The organism is Acaryochloris sp. 'Moss Beach', from assembly GCF_021497025.1.
Classification (GTDB): domain Bacteria; phylum Cyanobacteriota; class Cyanobacteriia; order Thermosynechococcales; family Thermosynechococcaceae; genus Acaryochloris; species Acaryochloris marina_A.
In genome coordinates this window covers 4,528,349-4,551,826 of the sequence record NZ_CP071717.1, presented here as the reverse complement: position 1 = coordinate 4,551,826, position 23,478 = coordinate 4,528,349, and the positions used below count along the sequence as shown (strand labels likewise).

The following is a 23,478-nucleotide window of genomic DNA, read 5'->3' as shown; positions in this document are numbered from 1 at the left end:
GATCAGGAAGAAGCACCTTGTACGCAATGAATGGCTTGTAACAGCCCCTTAGCCTTGTTGAGTGTCTCTTCATATTCTCGAATAGGCTCAGAATCTGCCACAATCCCTGCTCCTGCCTGCACCGTTACAAGATGTTGCTCATGAGATTGTTGTTGGACAACCATCGTCCGGATCGAGATGGCCGTATTTAGCTGACCCTCAAAATCATAGTAGCCATACACCCCTGAATAAGGCCCCCGTCGACATCCTTCTAGTTCATGGATGATTTCCATGGCTCGAATCTTAGGCGCACCACTGACTGTACCGGCAGGAAAGCAGGCTTTGAGTAAGTCCCAGGCAGTTTTGTCCTCCTCAAGTTCCCCCACAACATTGCTCACAATATGCATGACATGGGAGTAGCGTTCGATCACCATCAGATCCTCTGACTTCACCTCCACCGACCCTTTGCTACAGACTCGTCCTAAGTCATTCCGCCCTAAGTCGACAAGCATGACATGCTCTGCAATTTCTTTCGGATCTTGGAGGAGTTCTGCGGCCAAAGCAATATCCTCTTGGGGCGTTTGCCCACGGGGACGAGTCCCTGCGATTGGTCGCACGGTCGCTGCTAATCCTCCATTCCCATAGGTGCTATGTTCCGCTTTCACCATCACTTCTGGACTGGAGCCAATAATTTGCCAATCACGAAAGTGCAGGTAGGACATGTAGGGAGATGGGTTGATCAAACGCAAGGAGCGGTAAAGCTCAAACGGGTCGCCTTGATAGGCTGTAGATAACCGTTGGGATAAAACAACCTGGAAAATATCCCCAGCTTTGATATAGTCTTTCGCCTGCTGGACATTGCGACAGAATCCAGCTGGGGTCGTATTACTGGTAAAGTCAGCCGTAACGGACTGGGTGGGCGTCATACCCGTCAGCTCTAAGCTTTGTCGATCGAGGGGCTCTTGTAGCTTTTGGACCAGATGTTCAACGCGATCGCATGCTTGCTGATAAGCCACCTTCAAATCAGGCGTTTGTTGTAAATCAGCATAGGCAATGACCCAAATTTTGCGCTGGACCTGATCAAAAATCATTAAATTATCCACCTGCATCCAGAGCCCATCCGGTAAATCTGAGCTAGAGGCGGGATGAATCGGTACCCGTGATTCAATCCAATTAATTAATTCATATCCCCAGAAACCCACAAGACCACCAATGCCAGCGGGCAGCTGAGGAAGCGTTACCGGTTGATAGGGTGCTAAACAATTTTGGAGAATTTGAAAAGGGTTACCGGTAAAAGGCACCACCGACCCATCACGATAAGTCTGGGTTGTTTGCTGGCCTCGAGTTTCCAAAACCCAGACTGGATCGCATCCCAAAAGACTATACCGGGCTAGATGTTCTCCCCCTTCTACAGATTCCAGCAAAAAACTATAGGGTTGATCCGCACAGACCCGATACCAGGCAGAGACAGGTGTATCTAGATCCGCAATCCATTCTCGATAAACAGGGATAAAATTGCCCGATTGGGCCAACGCTTCAAATTGACTAAAGTCAGGCAAAATCGTCACTGCAATAACCTATCTATTGAGGAAAACGGCCAAGAAATACGTTAATGGCAAAACAATATCAAAAAAAATTTGAACCCCACCAATGGAGGGGTTCAGGCATAGAAGAAAAAATATACAACGCCTAATCTAAATCAAAAGCGTTGTCTTGATAGCAATCAGCCTAGTCGTAGGCTTGCTTACCTGTGTATTTGATGGCGCCAGGGTTAGGATTTTCGCCAATGGAGCGAGCTACGCTGTTAACTGCAGCACGACCTTCATTGGATTTCTCAGGAAAGACACCATCTTTTGGATGTAGGAGAGTATTCGATCCATCAGGCAACACCCGGTAGATCTTATAGTCCATGATCTTCTTGATACGCAGTTGTCGGAGACCAAGAGCTAGACATTGTTCTTTGCGAGCAAGATACAAGAGATTTTCACCCTCGTTCATCACCGCTGCACCACCGGTGGGCATTTCGAAGACCTGTTGCTTCGGACTTGTCCAGGTGATGGCATATTTTTCTTCTGTTTCAGCGCTCGAGAGCAATCCGCCAGTGCTGCCGCCGAACAATGGGGTTTGTCCAGTCAGTGTTTCTGCCATTAACTTTTCTCCCAATACGGTACTGATTGAGGTACCTAAATCTCTTCTAGAGGGCATCGTATCATCGTGTCTGTCCCCTTTAAGCAAGTTCAGCTTGAACTGTTACAGTTCTTCAGGGATCAAGGGCATGAGGAATCTACAGACCGATGATTTGGTAGAGAAACCTGATGGGAAGAAGGGGGAGTTTGAGGCTGTGGGGGCGTCTCTATACTATAAATCGTAAAATGCATCGTAGTTCCCTGATTTCTCCCTTGGGATGAGGCCCAAATTCTCCCCCCTAGATGATGAATAATTTGACGGCAGATCGCCAAGCCTAACCCGGTCCCCCCCCGTAGTTCGCCTGAGGGCTCCTTCTTCTTGGTAAAACCGCTCAAAGACTGAACCCAAACAATCTGGATCGATGCCTCTACCGGTATCAGCAACGGTCACTTCTAGCATATGTTTAGAGGCAACTTTGGCGTCTATCTTGATTTGGCCATCGGCTTCGGTAAACTTGCAGGCATTGTCTAGTAATTTTGCCAATACTTCTACTAGCCACTCGCCATCGACTTGGGCCAAAGGCAAATTCTCAGGAATATGGGCCTCGATATGAGGAAGGGCCTGACTCAAATGCTGCGCCTTGATATTACTGAGGGCTAAATTCACACATTCTTGCAGGGCTAAGGGTTCAGAATGCCACTCAATTCTGCCGCTTTCCAAGCGGGACAAGGTTAAAAAGTCTTGGATCAGTTTACGCATTCGCTCAGCATCAGAAAGGGCCGTACTCAACATAATTTGCTGCAGTTCGGGTGCCATATCCGGCTCACTAGTCAGACTTTCTAGACAAATCTGAATGGTTGATAGTGGGGTCCGTAGTTCATGGCCTGTGATGGCAATTAAGTTACTTCGAGCTTGTTCCAAATCTGCCAACTGCTGGTTCAATAGGCCTAAGTCAGCAAAGGATTGGGCTTGAATGAGAGCAATGCTGATTTGAGATGCGATCGCATCTACCAACGAAATTTCGGCTTCCTTCCACACCGTCTCTTCTGGAGGATCCGACTGGTGGAGTTCTACCATGCCGAGTAACCGCCCTTGGTACCACATGGGAACCAGCAGGAGGGTCTGAATTTGAGCAGTATGCACCCAATCTTGTAGCAATGAAGACTGCTGTAAACGGACATCGGCCATCGCATCGCTGACATACATCCACTGTTGAGTGTGGAGCACTTCCTGAAACCAGGGGTTGTCCTGCAACGGCCAGATTTGGCCTTTAAGGGATTGCTGCCCGGGTTGGACAAACTCATATTGGAGTCGCGTTACCTTATCCTTGGCCAGACATCGGTAGATTAAACAGCGGGTGGTACCGAGGGCTTGCCCCAGTTCCTGTACTGCAACCCCCAACACATGATCTGGATCTAGGGATCGGCGGATTGCAGCCGTAATGGAATTGACCAAATGTTCTTTGCGGGCTTGAGTCGCAATCTGGCGGTAGGCTTTTTGCTGGCGATACTGACTGGCCTGCAGATAAGTCACTAGTCTGTCCGTAAAGGGACCTGGCTCCGTTTGTCGAACGGTCGAAGCCACATAAGGAACAATCTGGGCTAGGGCTTGAGTCACCTTGGAGGTGAGGTGGGGACGATACTGAGTGATTCTCTTCAAGAATAAATAGGCGGCTTGACAACTCACCCGTCGATCAAAGGTCCATATGCCTTCGTAACGACGAGCTTGATCCATCCGTGGGGCATTTAATGGGTCTGAAGTCTGGAGTTGAGGATGTTCACGACAGGCAAGGCATGCAGCATATTGTTGCCCTACAACAATCACGTGCCATTCCTGAGTTAAGGGATCTGCCGCGTCAAAGGCAATCGTTTCATAGGGATCTGACCCATCACCAAACGCTTGCTCAGGGGTTGCCAGAATATAAATTTGCGGTGAACGAGCTGCAAGGCGGGCGTAGCGATGGAGGGCCTTACGGTAGTAGCGTTCCCGTTGACAACTAATAATCACTAAGGGGTGATCAGTCCCTGCAAGTACCTGATCTTCCATCGCCCGCGACAAAGCCGTGAGGGAAGACTTAAAATACATTTGCGGTCTAAGCTGGGGCTGTGCCTCCAGAAGCTCCTGTATGAGGGAGGTAGCAATGAGCATCAACGTTGGCTTTGGTCGAAATAGAGTATGGGCCGCCAAAACCAGCCTACTCGATCCTCCCAGCCTTACAGCATTCCAGAGAAAGGCAAAATATCGTTATTACATGCAAAAAGTTGATTAGTTATGAATTTGGCGTCTTTCCCCTGGCTGGAAGCTGACATAATTCGTCATAGTTTGAGGTTAATGAAGAGTTATCAGCAATGGACCGGAGAACAGCTTGTTGACGCCCCATCACCAGCCCAGATCGCCCATGATTTATTTCATGCCCCTTTTGTATTGCTCTCCCATGGTATTCAAGCTGACCCAGTTCTCAATTACGGTAACCAGCAAACTCTTGACCTCTGGGAAATAACCTGGCCTGAACTCATCTGCATGCCTTCTCGCTTGACCGCAGAGCCAGTTGAACGCCAAGGTAGAGCACAGCTCCTCAATCAAGCAGCCCAACAGCACTATATTCAAAACTATCAAGGGATTCGGATCTCCACCACAGGCCGCCGATTTAGAATCAGCAATGCGGAAATATGGGATGTCTGGGATGAAAAAGGGAAAAAATGTGGGCAAGGGGCAAGATTTAGCCAATGGCAGTGGCTATAAATAGCTCACCATTGGCTAAACCTTGCCCCTTGCCCTAAGCCTTAGGCCGCTTGCCCTGAATACCCTTAGTTATTCTTACTTAATTGAGCCGGCAGAGGTCCGGGTTTAACCGCAATAGTTTGTTCCTTGCCATTGCGTGTAATCCCTAACTTCAAAGAATTACCCAAGGAGGTGGCATCAACCTTCTGCTGTACTTGACTGGCTTTACTGATAGCTTGACCATCAATTTCACGAATGATATCTCCGGGGCGTAATCCAGCCGTTGCTGCAGGAGATTTGGGAATGACTTCGAAAATTAAAACCCCTTTATCATTTTTGACCTGAAAATCCACGTCAGGACTACTGTTGATGCGCTCTTTCAGTTCAGGGGTCAAGCCTGCCATCCGAATCCCTAGAAAGGGATGATCGACTTTGCCTTTAGCAATCAGTTGTTCGGCAATCCGCTGAGCTGTTTTGATCGGAATGGCAAATCCTAACCCTTGAGCACCCCCAATAATGGCGGTATTCATACCAATGACTTCCCCGGCCTGGTTGAGTAAGGGACCCCCAGAATTACCCGGATTAATGGCAGCATCTGTTTGAATAAAGCCCACCCGCTTATCCGGAACGCCCACATCATTACTGGTTCGTCCTGTGGCGCTGATAATACCTGCAGTTACAGTATTATCCAGACCGAGAGGATTACCAATGGCGATCGCCCATTCACCGGGCTGCAGGTCATCTGACTTGCCCATTTTTACCGCTGGTAGATTTTTGGCTTTAATTTTAATGACGGCAACATCCGTCAAGGAATCTTCTCCCATGACGGTGCCTTCAAAACTACGACCATCTTTGAGGACAACCGTGACTTTATCAGCCCCATTCACCACGTGGGCATTGGTGAGGACCAAGCCATCATCACTGATAATGAATCCAGACCCTGTTCCCCTTTGCACCCGAGTACGGGGTTGCCGAGGAACGTCTCGTCCAAAGAACTCACGGAAAAAGGGATCGTCAAATAGTTTAGAGCGACGACGACTCACGGTTCGAGCAGAGTCAATCCGCACAACAGCTGGACCCACTTTTTCAACCGCACGAGCGATAAAGTTAGTATCGGTTTGCCCCGGTAACGGCTTGGGCAATTGAGCTACGCTTGGTTGGGGTAGAAGGCTGTTGCTTGGAAAAACCTGTGTTCCCAGGAGTGTACCTAAGGAACCGACTAATACTAAAGATAGATAGGTCGCGGACCTTTGGACTGAAAATTTCGCTGGCATATCGAACGGTGACTAAAGGACTATGGGATAGCAGTGACTTGAGGGAACAGAATGGTTCAGGTGGGGAATGAAAGAGTGGCCCTTAAGATAGATTTAGATCCGGTTAATCAGGCTTTCATTCGGAATGACATTAGCTTCTTGGACTTTATTACTTCTAAGAATGTTTCCTGAAGGCGATGCTTGACCATTCTCTAGCTTGGAATAGAGCGGCTGATGGACTACAGAAGTTCTGGGGATACAATCAGTTTCGCCCTTTACAAGGAGAGGCCGTCACCTGCTTACTGAGACACCAAGATGCTTTGGTAATGCTGCCAACTGGATCGGGCAAATCAGTCTGCTTTCAACTGCCAGCCCTATTACAGCCTGGCCTCACGATTGTGATCTCCCCTTTGATTGCCCTGATGGAAAATCAGGTGCAAGCACTCCAGGCAAAGGAGCTACCGGCTGGGATGATCCACAGCCAACTCTCTTCTCAGAAGCGACGGCAGACATTGCGACAAATAGAACAGCAGCAATTACGCCTATTATATCTATCTCCCGAATCGTTGTTGAGCCCACCGATTTGGCAGCGGTTATGTGATCCTCACTTGCAGATTCAATGCTTAATCGTGGATGAAGCCCACTGTATTGAGCAATGGGGGAGCAGTTTTCGCCCTGTCTATCGTCGCTTAGGTGCGATTCGGGATGCTCTATTGCCAACGAACGCAGCCTCACCCATTACTGTGGCTGCCTATACAGCGACCGCTAAACCCACAACACAATCCGCGATTCAGGCTGTGCTTCAACTGCATAAACCTCAGATCCTGAGCTGCAGTCCCTATCGGCACAATCTAGATTTGACCGTTGAAGTGGCCTGGACAACCGCCTGTCGTCGGCAACAGCTGTTGAAATTTATTGGCCGTCAGGCCCAGTCAGCAGGGCTGGTATATACGTCTAGTCGACGACTGTGTGAGTTCTTGGCAACCTGGTTGTGTCAACATCATCAGCCCGCCGTGGCCTACCATGCTGGCCTCAGTGCTGCTGAACGCCGCCGCATCGAAGCTCAGTGGCTTCGGGGAGAGCTGCCCTTTGTGATTTGTACTAGCGCTTTTGGCATGGGGATTGATAAGCCAGACGTGCGATGGATCGCCCACTATCAACCACCCTTGAGTTTGAGTGCTTATTTGCAAGAGATTGGTCGGGCTGGACGAGACAACTTGCGATCGCAAACCCTACTTCTAGCCAGTGAACCCACCGGTTGGCTAGATCCTCAGGATCGGCAAATGCGACAATATTTTCTCAAACAATTGCGGGGGCAACAAGAATCTGCTCAACGCCTGTTTCATAATCTTCCCCAGCAAGGTCATGTTGACACCGTCAAAAAAACCTTCCCAGAAGCAGACCTCGTCCTAGCACTCCTTCATCAATCCGGAAATCTAGTATGGGAGGATCCATTTCACTTTCGGATTCTTTCTCCTCAAGGGTTTAAGCCTCCACCCATTCCCACTCAGCTAGATATTGCAGATTACCTCTATACCCACCAATGCCGTTGGCAATTCATTTTGCAGCAGTTTGGTTTTCACACAGAGGCGGATCACTTTCGATGCGGCCATTGCGATCGCTGCCGTTCCCATTCATCCAGCACCAGATCCTCTCGTTAACTCCTCCAGAGTAAAGGGCCGGAGGGTTGACTTTAATTTCCCCAAAAAACGAAAAGTGGGATTCTAGCCCATCTCCCTAATATTCATATCTAAGAGAGGTTGTCTGGTCCCAGCCAGCATGATTTGATAGGGATGATCTAAGTTAATTGTGTACGCATGCCTCTTCTTATTCGAGTCCTCGAATCCATTGGTTGGACCTTTTTAAGTGTCGTACTGTTCTATGTCGGTCTAAGGCTCTATGACATTTTGGACCCGATTGATCACCGCGCCGAAATTCGCAAAGGAAATTTAGCATCTGGCATCTTGCAGGCTGCCATCGTGGTTTCCCTCGCAGCCATCGTCATTGCCGTCATCTTGACACCCTCTTGACACCCCCCTAAATTCAGAGACTCAAGCGCTCCTGGAGAACTTCATCGGAAGCCCGAAACCCGACTAAGACAGGGGCACCATCTTTAAGGATCAAGGGGCGCTTGAGCAGCATGGCATCTTCAGCAAATGCAGCAATCCATTGGTCTTCGCTCCAAGTTTTCTTCTGTTCGCCTAAAGCTCGATAGGCTCCCCCCGACGTGTTCCGCATGGGCTTAGAGCCAAACGTATCGACCCAAGCAGAAATCTGTTGAATACTGGGAGGTTCTTTCTTCGTATTGATGAACTCAAAATCTAGATGATTCTCTTGCAGCCATTTCAACGCTTTCTTGCAGGTGCCGCAAGTGGGGATGCCATAGACTTGAATAGTCATGTATTGCTGATTACTAAGCCAACGAATTATGGAACGAATTTAAACGGATATCATTTATTTGTACATCCCGATTTTCCATAAACTTGATTAGTTTATGAAACTTTGGGAATAAATTTAGGATTGCCTCAGTATTAGACTCGAAATTTTTTATCCATCAAAGGCAGAAGCTGATCGATAGCAGTAGCAGCTTGAAAGTAATATCCCTGATAGTGAGAGCATCCTAATTTTTGCAGACACTTCAACTGAGATAGAGACTCAATCCCTTCAGCAACACAGGTTACCCCTAAGCTATTGGCAATCGTTAGAATGCCTTTCATGATCCCTTCCTTCGTAGGATCAATGTCGATATCGTTCACAAAAGTGCGATCAATCTTGAGCGTATCGAAGGGCAAATTCAATAAATAAGCCAAGGATGAAAAACCGGTTCCAAAATCATCGATGGCAATTCGAACCCCCTCATTTTTTAGAGCGGTCAGCAATTGACTCGGACCTTCTCCCGGATGTAGAAACACACTTTCCGTAATTTCTAGTTCTAAAGCTAAGCCGGGTAGTTTGTGAGCCGCTAAGGCCCTCCTCACCCGATTGACTAACGTACAAGGCGCTAAAAATTCTTGGGCAGAGATATTAACCGCAACATACAGATGAGGGTAGGCACTGCGAAGGGGAACCAGGGTGGCTAGACTATGTTTCAAAACCCAATCGGTCAATGCAGCAATGAGATGACTTTCTTCGGCGATGGGAATAAAGGTCGAGGGAGGAACAATGCCCAAAGTAGGATGATGCCACCTGACTAACGCTTCTAAACCCAAAATTTGCCCAGCAGGTCCGACCTGGGGTTGAAAGACTAGGTGCAGTTCATCATTCTCAATTGCGGTCCTCAAAGCATGCTCAATGGCTAGCTTGCGCTGCAAGGTTGCAGACAGCTGAGCACTGTAGAACTGATAATTATTTCGCCCTTGAGCTTTCGCTCGGTACATGGCTAGATCAGCCTGCTTCATCAACTCACTGGAGGTTTTTCCTTGATCGGGATAGAGGCTAATGCCAATACTGGCACCAATAAAGATGTCGTGGTTTTGAACTTGAAAAGGGGTTCGTAATTGCGTGAGAATGGCTTGAGCCGTTTTGGCAGCCTCATCGGGTGATACGGCCTGAGGAAGTAAAACGACAAATTCATCTCCTCCGAGACGAGCCACTGTATCTGATGAGGTCACAACCACCTGGAGCCGTTGAGCCACCTGACAGAGTAGTTCATTCCCAATTGCATGACTCAAGCTGTCATTTACCTTTTTAAATCCATCTAGATCGATGAAAAGCATGGCAAATGGCGTGGGTTGATCCGCCGTTTTGGCAATTAAGGCTTCTAGGGTATGGCGAAATAAGGTGTGATTGGGGAGAGTGGTCAAGGCATCATGATGGGCCATAAAGTGAAGCTGATCCGTGAGGGAACGCACCTTAGAAATATCTTCACAGGCCAGCAAAAGTTGGGGAATTCCTTGATGATCATGAACCCTATGGGCATTTTGACGAGCCCAAATAAAGGTGCCATCCCCTTGCAGCATTTGAGCTTCTCGACTATGAATCTCGCCAATATCTAGGTTGGATAAGGTTTGTAAGTAGGCCTGAATCTGTTCAGCCTGGTCATCCGGGTGGAGGCTACTAAACGGGGAACCGATCAGATGATCTACTAAATATCCCAGTTGACTGGCCCCAAAATGGCTGACATGGTGGATCATGCCTTTGGCATCAAGGGCCAGCAGCAATAGGGGACTACCATCGATAAAGGTACGCACTTGCTCTTCACTATCTCGAAGAACGGCGGCGGCTTGATCTTGTAAGCGAATGCGCTCAAAGGTTGAGCCCATTAATTCTGCCAAGGTCGTTAAGATTGACAATAATTGATTGCCATCTTTGATCTGTTTGGAAGAGGCCGCGTTGAGAATACCCGTAATCTCACCAACGACGTTGACGGGCACACTCCAACCACAGCGCAATCCTGCCTCCATGAGCATGGCATGTTCGCTAAAATCGCTTTGACTCAACTCAGCAAAGAAATAGGGTTGGCCCAGATCATAAATAAACCCCAAGCCTGATTTCTCTTTGGGCAACACCATATCCGTGGGTAAATAAGCATCTCCAGTAAATCGAAAAATTCGAAATCCCTTTAATTCTGGGGTTGGAATGGCATAGCTGACGCGTTCAACGGGGATAATTTGCTTGATTGCTTTTGCGATCGCATCAAAGACTTCCTCGTCAGAAATGGCTGCGGATAATTTACGGGCAATCTCGTTCAATACCTGCAGTTGCTCAGCTTGTGACCGATAGCCTTCCATGGCTACCTGGGTTTGTTTGAGCAATATTTGCCGTTCTAAATGCGTGGAAATTAATGAAGAGATTTGAGTAAATAGATCGAGTATCTGGTCACTCGTCACCTTAGGATCCGAGAAGGCCGCACCAATTGTGCCGATTGCTTGATCATGCACAATCAGCGGTACACAAGAAAAAGAAGCGATGCCTTTTTGTGATAATTGAGCAATATCTAAAAGTGGGCTTTGAGGATTAGCCAAATGAAACTGGGGTTGACGGGTTCGAACCGCTAAGCCAAACCCTGTCCCTTGGCAAGGCACTTTTTTGCCTAGGGGAATAACCCCTTCTGCGCCATTAAGAGCAAATATTTCTAAGTTTTTGCCTTCATCCGTTAGTAAAGCAATACTGGTTCGAACGGCCGGGAGAAGCTCTGGCAAATAGGATGCCACTGTAGCGTAAATTTCCGTTTCTGAAGTTGTTAATGAGAGGGCAACAATCAGTTTTCCTAATGCGATGGAAACATCAGGATTCTCTAAAATCGATAGGGGCTCAGATAAACTCACAAATAAGGGAGCAGAATGGATGACAACACTATTACTTAGGATGCCCGCTATTGCAGTCAGCTATTTAGCTTATACTCCGAACGAGTTGAAAGTTTACTTTTTTCATGAGCTTCAAATCCCTTGTTAGAAAGAGTTGTAGCTCAATCTAAAATGTTAAACCCTCAGCCGTTGGCAGTATAACCGAGATATGCTCAATTTTTGGCTGATTTAAAAGGCGCGACGATATCGTTCTAACGCAGCCAGAAACACCGTTTTTGAGACATTTCTCTTCCCCCGATGATATTTTTTTGGGCAGTGTAGATATCTTTTCAGTAAATCTATCCTTTATGCAAGGGTAGGGCTACTGAGTATACGGTAGATCATAGTGTTGAGCACTTTCTGAGTGTGTAGAGTGCGTCTTTCCCCGTCGTTCTAATTGCATCTACCCCTATGGCAGTTTCTAATCGTTCTAACTCTCTTCCGCTTCCTCCAGGCAGTTTAGGCTTACCCGTGATCGGAGAATCATTGCAATTTTTTCAGGATTCTGATTTCGTTTCTAAACGACAGCAGCTGTACGGTGCTATCTTCAAAACCCATATACTGGGCCGTCCAACAGTGATGATTTATGGGGCAGAAGCCAATCAAACCATTCTAGGAAATGAAAGCAAGAATTTTGAAAATAGTTGGCCCGCTTCGACCAAAGCATTACTCGGTCCGTTATCCTTAGCACTTCAAACGGGAGAGCTGCATCGCAACCGTCGCAAATTGCTAGCCCAAGCGTTTAAGCCTCGAACATTATCAACCTATGTGGAAATCATGGGTGATATCGCCCAGCAATATACAGAAAAATGGCAGCAAGCCGAAACGCTAACCTGGTATCCAGAATTACGTAGTTTCACCTTAGATGTGGCCTGTAAGCTCTTTATTGGGCAAGACAATGGCTGCCAAACGCCTTTAGGACAATACTTTGAGACTTGGTGTACGGGGTTGTTTTCTTTGCCAGTTTCGTTGCCCTGGACGAAATTTGGTAAAGCCAAACGCTGTCGGGATCTGCTGTTACAAGAGCTAGGGCAGACCATCCAAGCACGACAGTCAATGGAAAATCCTGGGAATGACACCTTGGGATTACTACTGCAAGCGCGGGATGAGCAGGGTCAAGGACTGAGCCAGGATGAACTCAAGGACCAGATCCTCCTGATGCTGTTTGCTGGGCATGAAACCTTAACATCAGCGATTACCTCTTTCTGTCTTCTAACAGCCCAACATCCAGAAATTACCGCTCGTCTCCGCCAGGAACAACAGCAATGGAAATCTAAAGAGGCTTTGACGGTAGACGTTCTCAAACAAATGACCTATTTGGAACAAGTGTTGACGGAGGTAATGCGGCTGATCCCACCTGTGGCAGGGGTGTTTCGCACGGTGCTGAAAACTTGTGAAATGAGTGGATACCAAATTCCCCAAGGCTGGTCTGTTCAATGTTCCATTGGCAGTACCCACCAAGATCAAGCCTTCTATTCCAACCCAAAACAATTCGATCCTGAGCGATTTAGCCCTGATCACTTGGCTCAACAGAGTACTGAACGGCAAAAGTATGGCTATGTTCCTTTTGGTGGAGGTATTCGAGAATGCTTAGGCAAAGAGTTTGCGCGGCTAGAGATGAAAATATTTGCAGCTCATTTACTGCAGAATTATGAATGGCAACTGTTACCAAACCAAGATCTAGACTTGGTTGTTATCCCTTCTCCCCGCCCGCGAGATGGACTCAAAGTGACCTTCAAAGCCTTGTCTGATTAATGGTTTAGTTGTAAATCCCAGAAGTAAATGACACTTTTCTGGTAATAATTTCAAACCTAAAAAATATTGCCAGAAAAAAGCAGTGATCCTTCATTGATATTTTTTCTTCACAAGTCTAATTTTAGTGATTCAATGCTATCTCTGCTCAGCATATGTTAGAGTTTCCCAGAATTGGTTGTCGTTTCCTGATTTTACTTATGTGACCAAGCTACCGATGTTGTTGATAAAGTTGTTGCCCGTGGGCTTGTTACTTTGAGGATATGAAAAGAAATGTTATCCGACAAAGTGTCGCTTTTATATCTAAATGAGGGGAATTAGACGACGATTGACATCTAATTCTCTTGAGAAGGTTGTTCTACGACACCTTACATCTAATATTCTGTATAGAAGAGTTATACGTCAGTCTATCGTACAGCCATAGTTGTGCCTTAAAAAAGTCATGAGAAAGAAAATTACTAATGGGTAACTTTATAGAAACTGAAATGCTGCCAATTAGCAAATATTTGGCTACATCAAAGATTCTAAGAGTGCCTGAGTTTCAAAGAAGTTATGCATGGTCTGAAGACGAAGTATCCCAATTATGGGATGACGTTGTTGAGGCCATAGACAATGCGAAAGCCGAATATTTCATTGGGCCAATAGTTGTAAAAGATGATAATAGATTTCTTGAAGTTATTGATGGGCAACAACGCCTTACTACGGCTCTTATACTTATAAGCATTATCCGACGAATATTTAGATTTAACGGAGATAATGAAAGGGCAGATTGGTTTAGAAACGAATTCTATGGAAAACAAGATGTAATCACGTTAAAGACTTCAGAAAAGTTCTTCATGAACGAAGAAAACAATCAAACATTTAGAGATTATGTGATTGCTGATGCTACTAAAGACAGGATAAAGACTGCGCAAAAATCCTACCTAAAGAAAAACTCAAATTACTTATTGCTGCAATCAATTCTCACGTTATGGGAGCTTGTTGATGAGCATATAGGTGATAAAACAGAAAAATTACTGGAATTACATAATTACCTTTATGAGAAGGTAAAAATACTAGTTCTAACCGTTCAAGATGAGGCCGATGCTTACGTAATATTTGAGACTTTAAATGATCGAGGAAAAAGCCTCGATACTATGGATCTCTTGAAAAACCATCTATTCTCTAAATCAAAATCATACTTGTCAGAAGTCAAAGAGGAATGGGGTGTAGTAAAAGAAAAACTCCATGAAATCGACCCTAAAAACAGGTTCTTATCGCATTTCTGGTCTTCTAAATATGGCCGAAGCTCAAAAACTGGTTTGTTTAGAGTAATTAGGGATCAAATAGATAGCGCTAACGCTGCTGTTAGTTTTGCAAATGAGCTCGCGAATTCCGCTAGAGTATATTCAGCCCTTCAAAATCCTGATAGTCCCTTTTGGGATGAACACGAAGCAAAGACTAAAAAGTACATTCTTTCTCTGCGAGTATTAGATTCACAACAAAGTTTGCCTGTTTTAATAGCAGCATCTGAAAAATTTCCCCCCGCTGAGTTTGCGAAATTAGCTTGGCTAATGGTCGTAATGGCAGTTCGGTACAACCTGATATGTGAAGGAAGAACAGGTGTATCTTCAAATTACTATTCTGAAATCCCTAAGAAGATTAGAGCTGGTGATTATACAAAAGCATCACATGCTTTCAATCACCTTAAGACTATTTACCCAGGTGATGATGAGTTCTATAACTCCTTTATTTCCAAGTCACTTTCAGATACAAAACGAGCGCGATACTTACTTATCGAAATTGAGAATCATGCAAGTGGACAAGAAAAAGTAGTTAATTCTGACCCAGAAAAAGTGAATTTAGAGCATATCATGCCCAAAAATGTCAATCAACACTGGAATGAAGAGTATACAGGAATTCCTTCTGAGTCCCGAAGCTATTACGTTAACTCATTGGGAAATATGGCTTTAGTATCAAAGGAAAAAAATCGGAGAGTTGGATCTAAAAGCTTCGACGAAAAGAAGAAAGAGCTTTTCTCACAACACGCAGAATTCGAATTTACTCATACCATCGCCTCACTAGATGAATGGACAAAAGAAAGCATAGAAGAACGGCAAAGGCAGCTAGCTGCGAAAGCTCTAGAAGTCTGGAAAATTGAAATGGCATAACGCATTGCTGTAATTTGTGATGTAACCTACTTTTCGCAGGTGCGATAAACGTCGAAAAGAGACTTAAAAGTAGCTTGATTTACATTAAATAATGTTCAAAACACTGCTCAAAATCAGAAAATAGGTTTATTTGGGTGATTTGATGATTTATAGCTCTTGACAAGTACAGTGAGTTAAATTCCAAAATTTGGGAGCTAACGCAGAATCAGCCTTTGAGGCGTCAGGCATTATCATTAGCTGAGTTCTAATGATAATTGCGATGCGAGTTTATTCTGCTATTTTGTCTGAAACTCATTCCTAGAATGGGTTGCATAGAATTCAAACTACCTGCGAAATGTAGGATGTAAGCCCCATAGAGAAGGGATTATCAATAAATTTAGCCAGCTACTTGTAGGGTATTCAGAAATTTTCCGACATTAATTCTGGAAAACAGACAAATAACTCAGAAATGTACATCAATATCGGACTAAACTCAGCTACTCATTCTTGTTTACAGGGTAAATGTAAAGTCGTTGACCAATAATCCTGGCATCCGAGAGCCATCCAAGGAGCGAGCGCCATAGGTGTCTACACAGGGAATAAATTCCTGAGTATCGGTGAGGTTCTCTAACTTTGCACCTAAAAATCCATAGAGACTGTCTTCAAACCGCAGATCTTTAATAGGTGCAATAATCTCACCCTGCTCCACCCAAAAGCAAGCATAGCAGGTCATCCCCGTGATTCGTCCGCCAGTGCGATCTCTTCAGTTCAGATAAGTTTGTGGGGCTACTGCGTTTGCTGTGTGGAACGCTCTGGGATTTGTGCCAGATAAAAAAACTGTTACAACAATGGAATCTGTCATTGTTCTAGGTTGGAAACGACAAAACGATGACATTCCGACGATGGATGAATTATTGGGTAACGCATGACAATCTAAACAGGATACGGCTGATACCTAATAGATGAACCGAAATGCCGATTGGTTCGCGTTTTGGAAATGAATAACCACTCATTTGCACTCAGTTATCCTTAGTGTTAGGCGAAATCCAGAAGGCCCATGAGAAGTAGCTAGCGTAATTAATCGGTACTTAGATATGATCGAAATATGAAAGTCAAAGAAGTGATTAAACTGATTGAGGATGATGGTTGGTACTTAGCTCGAACGAAAGGTAGTCATCGTCAGTATAAGCATTCTCTAAAGACTGGGTTAGTAACCGTTTCAGGAAAACCGAGTGATGATCTTGCACCAGGGACTTTGAATAGTATCTTAAAACAAGCAGGCTTAAAGTAATGCGTTATCTCACCATAATTGAAAAGACAAAGACTGGATATTCAGCTTATTCACCTGATTTACCTGGATGTGTTTCAACTGGATTAACCTACGAAGAGGTTGAACAAAATATGCGTGAAGCTATCGAGTTTCATTTGGATGGACTGAAGTTAGAAGGGTATAAGATCCCCAAACCATCCACCTCATCGACTTATATAGAAGTTGCTGCCTAACAAGCACTACTCCAAACGCTCGATTTACACAGCTACTGTATTCTTGGTGTCTATTTCCTCACTCCAGTGAGCCTATCCATCACACTAAAGTTGGCTAAGGATCATCACAAATTACACAGCATTACTCAATTCCTGTGATGTAAGCCCCATAGAAAAGGGATTGTCAATCAGTCTAGACTGCCAGCTATAAGGCATTCAGCACTTATCCGACATTAATTCTGGGAAACGGACAAATAGCTTAGGAATGTACATCAGTGTCAGGCTGAGAGCAGCTACTCATTCCTTATCACAAGGTAAATGTAAAGTCATTGACCAGTAATCCTGGCACCAGGGAGCCGCCCAAGGAGCGAGCACCATAGGTGTCTACACAGGGAATAAATTCCTGGGTATCCGTAAGATTTTCTAACTTCCTACCTAAAAATTCATAGAGACTGTCATCAAACCGCAGATCTTTAATAGGTGCAATAATTTCTCCCTGTTCCACCCAAAAGCAGGCATAGCGAGTCATCCCCGTGATCCGTCCACCGGTGCGATCGCTCCAGTTCAGGTAATGCAAATTAGATAGGTATAACCCCGTTCCCAGCTGAGCCAAGATCTCTGCCGTGCTTAGAGAACCAGGCAATACCTCGGGCGATCGCATGCCCTCATGACCACTAGCGGCATTACTTTTGACCTGATATTCCTTAGCCGTGCGCGCATTCACTAGGGTATTAACAAGCTGACCATCTACTAGCAGCGGCACTTCTTCTGGAGCGACCTCACCTAAGCTGTTGAATCGAGGCACCAATCCCAAGCTGAAGTTTTCCTTCAAGGTCAAATGGGGGGACAGGGACTTGCCCTCTCGTAATTTGGCCAGGGAACTGCCGCCCTGCTGCATGGACGCTTCACTCACTCCGCCCCAAGACAGCATACCTATCAACTCTGCAGTAGCAGCGGGGGCAAAATAGGTGCGATATTGACCCGGCTCAATCACCTTAACGGGTCGATCTAGCACTTGAAGCTGAGTGATGGACTGCTGGATTTGGTCTGTGTAGGCTGTTTGGTCCCAAGTTTGGCCCGCCAGAGTTGCTTTAACAGCCTTTTCGGAAGGGGCAATTAACGAATAATCGAGCACAAAGGTTTCCGTGGCGAACCAATGTTGCTGGCCTGCAGAGTTGCGATTAGCCCGGACGATGGGACCCGAGGCATAAATACCCGTAAAATCTACCCCTTGCACGGCAGGTAACAGAGCAGCAGAGACTTGATCGGCAGCGAGTAACTGGCCAGAATAAGCTTCCCGACTAGAACCATAGTTTTCCGGTAGGACAATATAGGGGTCTTCCGGCAGTTGGGGTATGTCTTGGCGCAGTTGCTGGAGCTGCTCCAGGGCTAAGGCACTGTCCATTGACAGATCCCCTGTAAAGGGGAAACCTGCATAGGCCGTACGCTGGTTGGCAATCAAGCGGATATTGATACTGGCATCGGTCACTAGACCCGACTGCCGAACTTTTCCGGCATTTAGGCGCATAAAGTGGCTTTGTTCACCCCCCAGCTCAATGGAGAGATGTTCTCCCGCTTGCAAGTTATCCAACAGTAGATCGGCAAGCTGATTAAAGGTAGATTCCCAAGCCGCCAGGGTCTCGGTGGGGTTGGTTGCGACACTGGTGCTCATGCGGCTCCTCCAAATACTTCGATCTCTTTGAATGCACAGGTGGGGGAGGCATGACCGACCCGGATACATTGATTGGGTTCACCCTTGCCACAGTAGGGGGTGCCATACATGGCAAAGGTACTGGAATCGCCCACTTGTGCCAAGTTCCCCCAGAACTGATTAGTGATGCCTCGATAGTTGGGGTTCCGTAAGACTTTAGTGAGCTTGCCATTTTCGATCAGGCGGGCATACTCACAGCCAAACTGGAACTTATTGCGGTAGTCATCAATAGACCAGGAGCGATTGGCCTCCATATACACCCCGGATTCGATATTGCCGATCATGGCGTCAAAGGAGGATTGGCCTGGTTCCAGGTTTAGATTGGCCATCCGGTCAATCGGTGCCCGATTCCAAGAACGAGCCCGGAAGTTAGCGACTCCCGGCACCTTGGCTCTAGCCTGACTTTCTAAACTCCCCAGCCCACGCAAAAGCAAGCCTTCTTTAATCAGATATTCTCGCTGGGCGGGCATCCCGGCATCATCAAAGGCATAGCCCGCAAACTCACCGGGAACCGTGGGGTCAAAGGTAATGTTCATCAATGGTGAACCATAAACCAAATGGCCAAAGTCAGAAAGCTTCACAAAGCTAGACCCGGCGTAATTGCGCTCATCTCCGAGGATTCGATCCAACTCTAGGGGATGGCCAACACTCTCATGAATTTGCAGCATCATTTGATCCGGTGCGAGCACCAAGGTGGTGGTGGCAGTGGGACAATCTTCGGCTGCTAACAGGGCAATAGCCTGCTCCCCTACTTGGTGGGCGCGGGTGAGCACCTGGTCTGGATCAAACACTTCAGAACCCGCCTGATAGCAGCGGGCTAAGGGACCATTGTCGGTGCGCTTTTGGATAACGCTGCCGTCTTGGGCCGTGGCTTCATAGTTAGTGATTACAAACCCAAAAGTTTGGTGGGTATCCGTGCCGTTACTGCTAACGAAAATTTGTTCAGTTTCTAAGGTTTGGGTAAAAGCGCTGGTTTTAACAATTTGGTCGGAGACCTGGAGGGTGTCACAGACTTTTACCAATAGATCCAGCTGATCGGCAACGCTGATCAAATCTAGGGGCTGCTGAAAGGGAGATTGGTATTGGCCCACGGCTTTAGGACGCACCTCTGGGGTGAAGGAGTGAACCGCCCATTTAGAGGTTGCGATCGCTTGCTGATACGCCTGCTCTGCTGCCACCTGCAAACTGGCTGGGTCTAAACGGTTGGTGGCAGCATAGCCAAACTGACCTTGGGCGAGGACTTCCACCATGACGCCCTGGGTAAAATCACGACCGTTACTTTGGGGTCGCCCGTCTCGAACAGCATGGGTGGTGGTTTTCTCATTCACCTGACGGAGGCCCACCCAATCAGCGTTGATATCTAAGGTATTGAGAGCCTGATGAAGGTCAAACTTCATATCTATATTGCTCGATAAATAAGGTGCGTAAGCGCTAGTCTAACGTTTCCTAAGAGAGCACAACAGCTCTTCTTAAAATGAGTGTTGGTTCATCATCGGTTTTCCACAGAACAAATTGTGAAGCGTTAAATCAGCCTATATGTGGAAGCCACCTGAGAAGCAACTTTATTTTCCCAATTTAAACTCATTGCCTATCTTCCTGAATTTCTCACAAGCACCCACTAGATTCACCTATAATCCAGTGTCTGTGAGGCTCTTAAAGAGATCCATAAACAACATTCTGTAGTTTAATTGAGCTTCAGAACTAATGATCAGGTATAAGCTGTTGATGCAAAAACTGGCAAGTAATCCAACATGCTTTGTATCGCTTTGATTCACACCATACTCATGCGTTTAAACGTCGGTACATGACATCGGTTCTAAGAACATACTTTCTGCCATCTATAACCGATTGACCTTTATGACATATCTGGTGCACAAAAAACAATGCCAGACCTTGCTGAGGTTTGATCTCTATGGATTCGAGGGTTGTTTCACCCCCAGTAAAACCATCATTGAGATAGACCATAAACGTTAGTTGACTACGCTCATCCTTGTTTCGTTCAAAATACCCATCGTAATGCCAATCAAACTGTTGGCCCACATCATAGCGATAGATACGGAACCGTTCATTAACCCCACAGATATCCCAATCACCAATACAGGCAGGAACATAGTCCATAATTTTTTCAAACAATCCAGCGGCTCGTTCGATGTCATCAAGGATTACACGAGAGTTGTTACGCACATCTTTCCGTAATTGAAGGCCAAACGCCGTGTTGATAGGCGCGTCCTCAAAACCGATGGATTCGGCTAGGTCAATGTACGACTCGCATTCTGCAGGCGTAAAGAACTCCGTAACGGTCGAAATCTGCTCAGTAATCCAGTTGTACTCGGGCACGGGAATCCCCCTTAAAAATCGCTTCGTTTGAGAAAGGAGAGACGTCAACCTAACGATTCAATTACATCGTATCTGCCGCCGCAAAGTTCAGGACATTTTACCCCTTTGATGCAAACCAGCCAAAGCTGAACAGAGCTTTTTAAAGGCTAGGATTACGTCCTAAGTCTATTGCTAGATTGGATGAGCATTTTCCTTCACTCAGATCATGATCATTGGCGAAAAAGTCATCAAGAGTGCTGTGTTGATAGGCATAGAAGAGATTCTGAAAAATGTTTAGAACTGCTTTTCCACGTTGTACTGTCCCAGGCTCAGTTGACCCCGTCCCATACTGCCATTGCATGTGGGGGGCAATTCCCCAAAAATGTCGAAGTTGTGATCATCTCTTTGAGGGCGGGTGTACACGGGCGATAGAGCAAGTACAGGGATACCTGGCCCTCGATCATGGCCCTTGCCCCATTAAAGGCCCCACAAATCCTGTTTTGGTGGATACGCCCTACTACACCAGTAAAGTTTATGTCCCCTCAAAATGTCAGTCATGCCGATATCTTGAACTAGATCGAATCAGAGGATTTGTATGTAATTACGAACGGGAGCGTTGGGGAAGTTTCCCGCGAACACTGGATTGGGGATTATGGAACCCAGCACATCCAAATCTGGGTCTAAAAAGCGGACGCTCGGTACCAGTTGAATTTATTCAAGCAGTGCAGAACCAGCACGAAGCGAAAGCTATCAAAGCATTTCGTTCCGCTCATTCTGACACTACCTTTCGAGAAACCAGGGATGCCTACGCAGAATTACTCGCTAAATTACAGAACAATTTAAGTTAAAGACTGAACGTCCTTCCTCCCTCTGGTTTTCTCCAATCCTTTCGCTCTAACTTTGCAGATTAAAAACCGCTAGAGAATAGCAAGGCAGCGTACAATAGTTCAGTTGAAATCTAGGCAGTACATTGATCGAACGGTATACCTTGCCCGAAATGGGCGATCTGTGGACAGACGAGAATAAGTTCAGAACCTGGTTGCAGGTAGAGATTGCCGTTTGTGAGGCTCAGGCGGAACTGGGAAAAATTCCTGCTGATGCCGTAGCAACGATCAAAGCCAAAGCCAATTTTGACGTCAAACGCATTCTAGAAATCGAAGCAGAAGTCAAACACGACGTGATTGCGTTCTTGACCAACGTCAATGAGTACGTAGGTGAAGCGGGTCGATATATCCATTTGGGCATGACTAGCTCCGATGTGTTGGATACGGCCATTGCCCTGCAGATGGTGTCTAGTTTAGATATCTTGCTACCCCAACTCGAAAACCTGATTCAAGCCATTCGCTACCAAGCCCAACAGCACCGCCAAACCGTAATGGTGGGCCGTAGCCACGGTATCCATGCTGAGCCGATCACCCTGGGATTTAAGTTGGCGGGATGGTTAGCTGAAATGATGCGGCATCGAGATCGCCTGCTCGCAGCGCAAAAAGAAGTGGCGGTCGGCCAAATCTCTGGGGCGGTCGGCACCTATGCCAATATCGACCCCCAGATTGAATGTCTCACCTGCCAAAAATTGGGACTACAGCCTGAAGCAGCTTCCACCCAAGTCATCTCTCGCGACCGCCATGCCTTCTATCTGAATGCCTTGGCTTTAGTCGCTGCTTCCATCGAACGATTTGCCGTAGAAATTCGCAATCTCCAGCGGACCGATGTGCTGGAAGTGGAAGAGTTCTTTTCCAAGGGGCAAAAGGGTTCTTCGGCCATGCCTCACAAGCGCAATCCGATTCGATCTGAACGCCTCACGGGACTCGCCCGAGTCGTTCGCGGCTATGCCATGACGGGGCTGGAGAATGTGGCCCTCTGGCACGAACGGGATATTTCTCATAGTTCGGCGGAGCGGGTCGTGATTCCTGATGCAGCTATCTTGACCCACTTTATGTTGGTAGAAATCACCGACTTGGTGAAGCACTTACAGGTCTATCCCGAGAATATGAAGCGGAATATGAACCTCTATGGTGGCGTTATCTTTAGCCAGAGCGTTCTATTGGCGCTAGTGGATAAAGGCATGGTTCGCGAAGAGGCCTATGCCATTGTCCAAACCCTTGCTCACCAGGCCTGGAACAAAGAAGGGGGCGACTTTAAAGCCGCCCTCAGCCAAGACCCACAGGTGCAAAAGCGACTCTCGGCTGAGGAACTGGATCACTGCTTTGACCCCAGTCGCCACCTCCAAAACCTAGACCAGGTTTATCAGCGATTGGATATCTAAGGGATTTACCACTTCTTGTAGGGCAAGAACTTGCCACACATGGTTACCTGGACGCGATCGCCCTTTGGATCTTCTACCTTATCCACCTCAATGGAGAAATCGATGGCGCTCATAATGCCATCACCGAATTTCTCATGAATCACGGCTTTAACAGGCACTCCATAGACCTGCATGATTTCGTAGAATCGATAGACTAAAGGGTCCGTGGGGATGACAGGCTCTAGGGATCCTTTCATGGGTGGGACCGTCAGGGGTTCAGCCATTTCTATAGGCAAACCCAACGTCGTGACAATTTTTTCTGCTTCTTCCGTAGAGGCACTAGCCTGACGATAAAAAACCGAAGCAATCCAGGTTTCATCACAACCCAAGACTTTTTCTAAATCTGCAAAGGAAATGCCTTTGGCTTTCTTTGCCGCTAAAAGTTTCTCAGTAATGTCAGCAATGACCATAGGAACGG

The 23,478-nt window shown here is 46.5% G+C and carries 18 protein-coding genes and 2 pseudogenes; 9 read left to right on the top strand and 11 right to left on the bottom strand.

Annotated features, from left to right (window positions below; all coding sequences use genetic code 11):
- Window positions 1–2: 2 nt before the first annotated feature.
- The 3 genes and pseudogenes from trpE to HRE53_RS21395 form a co-directional block, all read right to left on the bottom strand.
- On the bottom strand, window positions 3–1,547 hold the full coding sequence (trpE, locus tag HRE53_RS21405) for an anthranilate synthase component I (protein ID WP_212665224.1): 1,545 nt from the start codon (window positions 1,545–1,547) through the stop codon (window positions 3–5).
- A gap of 160 nt (window positions 1,548–1,707) precedes the next feature.
- Window positions 1,708–2,127, bottom strand: a complete 420-nt coding sequence (locus HRE53_RS21400) for a photosystem I reaction center subunit II PsaD (protein ID WP_212666200.1) — start codon at window positions 2,125–2,127, stop codon at window positions 1,708–1,710.
- A 119-nt stretch (window positions 2,128–2,246) separates the two neighbouring features.
- A pseudogene (locus HRE53_RS21395) lies at window positions 2,247–4,254 on the bottom strand (DICT sensory domain-containing protein).
- A gap of 123 nt (window positions 4,255–4,377) precedes the next feature.
- Between HRE53_RS21395 and HRE53_RS21390 the strand changes: the two are divergent.
- On the top strand, window positions 4,378–4,848 hold the full coding sequence (locus HRE53_RS21390; protein WP_255800828.1) for an MEKHLA domain-containing protein: 471 nt from the start codon (window positions 4,378–4,380) through the stop codon (window positions 4,846–4,848).
- A 65-nt stretch (window positions 4,849–4,913) separates the two neighbouring features.
- On the opposite strand, the gene HRE53_RS21385 is transcribed toward HRE53_RS21390, so the two are convergent.
- Entirely contained in the window at window positions 4,914–6,101 is a 1,188-nt protein-coding gene (locus HRE53_RS21385) for an HhoA/HhoB/HtrA family serine endopeptidase (protein ID WP_212665221.1), read from the bottom strand.
- A gap of 176 nt (window positions 6,102–6,277) precedes the next feature.
- Between HRE53_RS21385 and HRE53_RS21380 the strand changes: the two genes are divergently transcribed.
- Window positions 6,278–7,741, top strand: a complete 1,464-nt coding sequence (locus HRE53_RS21380) for an ATP-dependent DNA helicase RecQ (RefSeq protein WP_235107853.1) — start codon at window positions 6,278–6,280, stop codon at window positions 7,739–7,741.
- A gap of 156 nt (window positions 7,742–7,897) precedes the next feature.
- A complete protein-coding gene (locus tag HRE53_RS21375) occupies window positions 7,898–8,110 on the top strand; it encodes a DUF350 domain-containing protein (protein WP_212665219.1) in 213 nt (70 codons plus the stop codon).
- A gap of 13 nt (window positions 8,111–8,123) precedes the next feature.
- Here the strand turns inward: HRE53_RS21375 and HRE53_RS21370 are convergent, their stop codons facing one another.
- Together HRE53_RS21370 and HRE53_RS21365 are read right to left on the bottom strand one after the other, a co-directional pair.
- Window positions 8,124–8,480, bottom strand: a complete 357-nt coding sequence (locus HRE53_RS21370) for a Spx/MgsR family RNA polymerase-binding regulatory protein (RefSeq protein ID WP_212665218.1) — start codon at window positions 8,478–8,480, stop codon at window positions 8,124–8,126.
- 131 nt (window positions 8,481–8,611) lie between these two features.
- Window positions 8,612–11,347: an EAL domain-containing protein gene (locus HRE53_RS21365; RefSeq protein WP_235107852.1), complete on the bottom strand. Its 2,736-nt coding sequence runs from the start codon at window positions 11,345–11,347 to the stop codon at window positions 8,612–8,614.
- Window positions 11,348–11,776: 429 nt separating this feature from the next.
- Here HRE53_RS21365 and HRE53_RS21360 point away from each other — a divergent pair, with 429 nt between their 5' ends.
- Window positions 11,777–13,120, top strand: a complete 1,344-nt coding sequence (locus HRE53_RS21360; RefSeq protein ID WP_235107851.1) for a cytochrome P450 — start codon at window positions 11,777–11,779, stop codon at window positions 13,118–13,120.
- A gap of 458 nt (window positions 13,121–13,578) precedes the next feature.
- Window positions 13,579–15,267, top strand: coding sequence for a DUF262 domain-containing protein (locus tag HRE53_RS21355; protein WP_235107850.1), 1,689 nt, complete (start codon window positions 13,579–13,581; stop codon window positions 15,265–15,267).
- Window positions 15,268–15,757: 490 nt separating this feature from the next.
- On the opposite strand, the pseudogene HRE53_RS21350 reads toward HRE53_RS21355, so the two are convergent.
- A pseudogene (locus tag HRE53_RS21350) lies at window positions 15,758–16,006 on the bottom strand (metallopeptidase TldD-related protein); the annotation flags it as partial.
- 345 nt (window positions 16,007–16,351) lie between these two features.
- Here HRE53_RS21350 and HRE53_RS21345 point away from each other — a divergent pair.
- On the top strand, window positions 16,352–16,537 hold the full coding sequence (locus tag HRE53_RS21345; protein WP_235107848.1) for a type II toxin-antitoxin system HicA family toxin: 186 nt from the start codon (window positions 16,352–16,354) through the stop codon (window positions 16,535–16,537).
- The gene (locus HRE53_RS21340) at window positions 16,537–16,749 is read left to right on the top strand and encodes a type II toxin-antitoxin system HicB family antitoxin (protein ID WP_235107847.1); all 213 of its coding nucleotides are present in this window, start codon (window positions 16,537–16,539) and stop codon (window positions 16,747–16,749) included. Before HRE53_RS21345 ends, HRE53_RS21340 begins: the two co-directional genes overlap by 1 nt.
- Window positions 16,750–17,035: 286 nt before the next feature.
- Here HRE53_RS21340 and HRE53_RS21335 read toward each other — a convergent pair whose 3' ends face one another.
- The 3 genes from HRE53_RS21335 to HRE53_RS21325 all read right to left on the bottom strand — a co-directional run bounded on the left by HRE53_RS21335 (window position 17,036) and on the right by HRE53_RS21325 (window position 20,776).
- A complete protein-coding gene (locus HRE53_RS21335) occupies window positions 17,036–18,400 on the bottom strand; it encodes a TldD/PmbA family protein (RefSeq protein ID WP_235107846.1) in 1,365 nt (454 codons plus the stop codon).
- Window positions 18,397–19,836, bottom strand: coding sequence for a TldD/PmbA family protein (locus HRE53_RS21330; RefSeq protein ID WP_235107845.1), 1,440 nt, complete (start codon window positions 19,834–19,836; stop codon window positions 18,397–18,399). The genes HRE53_RS21335 and HRE53_RS21330 overlap by 4 nt, the downstream gene beginning before the upstream one ends.
- 385 nt (window positions 19,837–20,221) lie before the next feature.
- Window positions 20,222–20,776 carry a 2OG-Fe(II) oxygenase gene (locus tag HRE53_RS21325; RefSeq protein ID WP_212665213.1) on the bottom strand — a complete coding sequence of 185 codons (555 nt, stop codon included), beginning with the start codon at window positions 20,774–20,776 and terminating at the stop codon, window positions 20,222–20,224.
- A 338-nt stretch (window positions 20,777–21,114) separates the two neighbouring features.
- Between HRE53_RS21325 and HRE53_RS21320 the strand changes: the two genes are divergently transcribed.
- Both HRE53_RS21320 and purB read left to right on the top strand, forming a co-directional pair.
- Complete coding sequence (locus HRE53_RS21320; protein WP_235107844.1) at window positions 21,115–21,603, top strand: hypothetical protein; 489 nt, start codon at window positions 21,115–21,117, stop codon at window positions 21,601–21,603.
- Between the two features lie 122 nt (window positions 21,604–21,725).
- Entirely contained in the window at window positions 21,726–23,021 is a 1,296-nt protein-coding gene (gene purB / locus HRE53_RS21315; protein WP_235107843.1) for an adenylosuccinate lyase, read from the top strand.
- Between the two features lie 5 nt (window positions 23,022–23,026).
- Here purB and cynS read toward each other — a convergent pair whose 3' ends face one another.
- Window positions 23,027–23,470: a cyanase gene (gene cynS / locus HRE53_RS21310; protein WP_235107842.1), complete on the bottom strand. Its 444-nt coding sequence runs from the start codon at window positions 23,468–23,470 to the stop codon at window positions 23,027–23,029.
- Window positions 23,471–23,478: the final 8 nt, after the last annotated feature.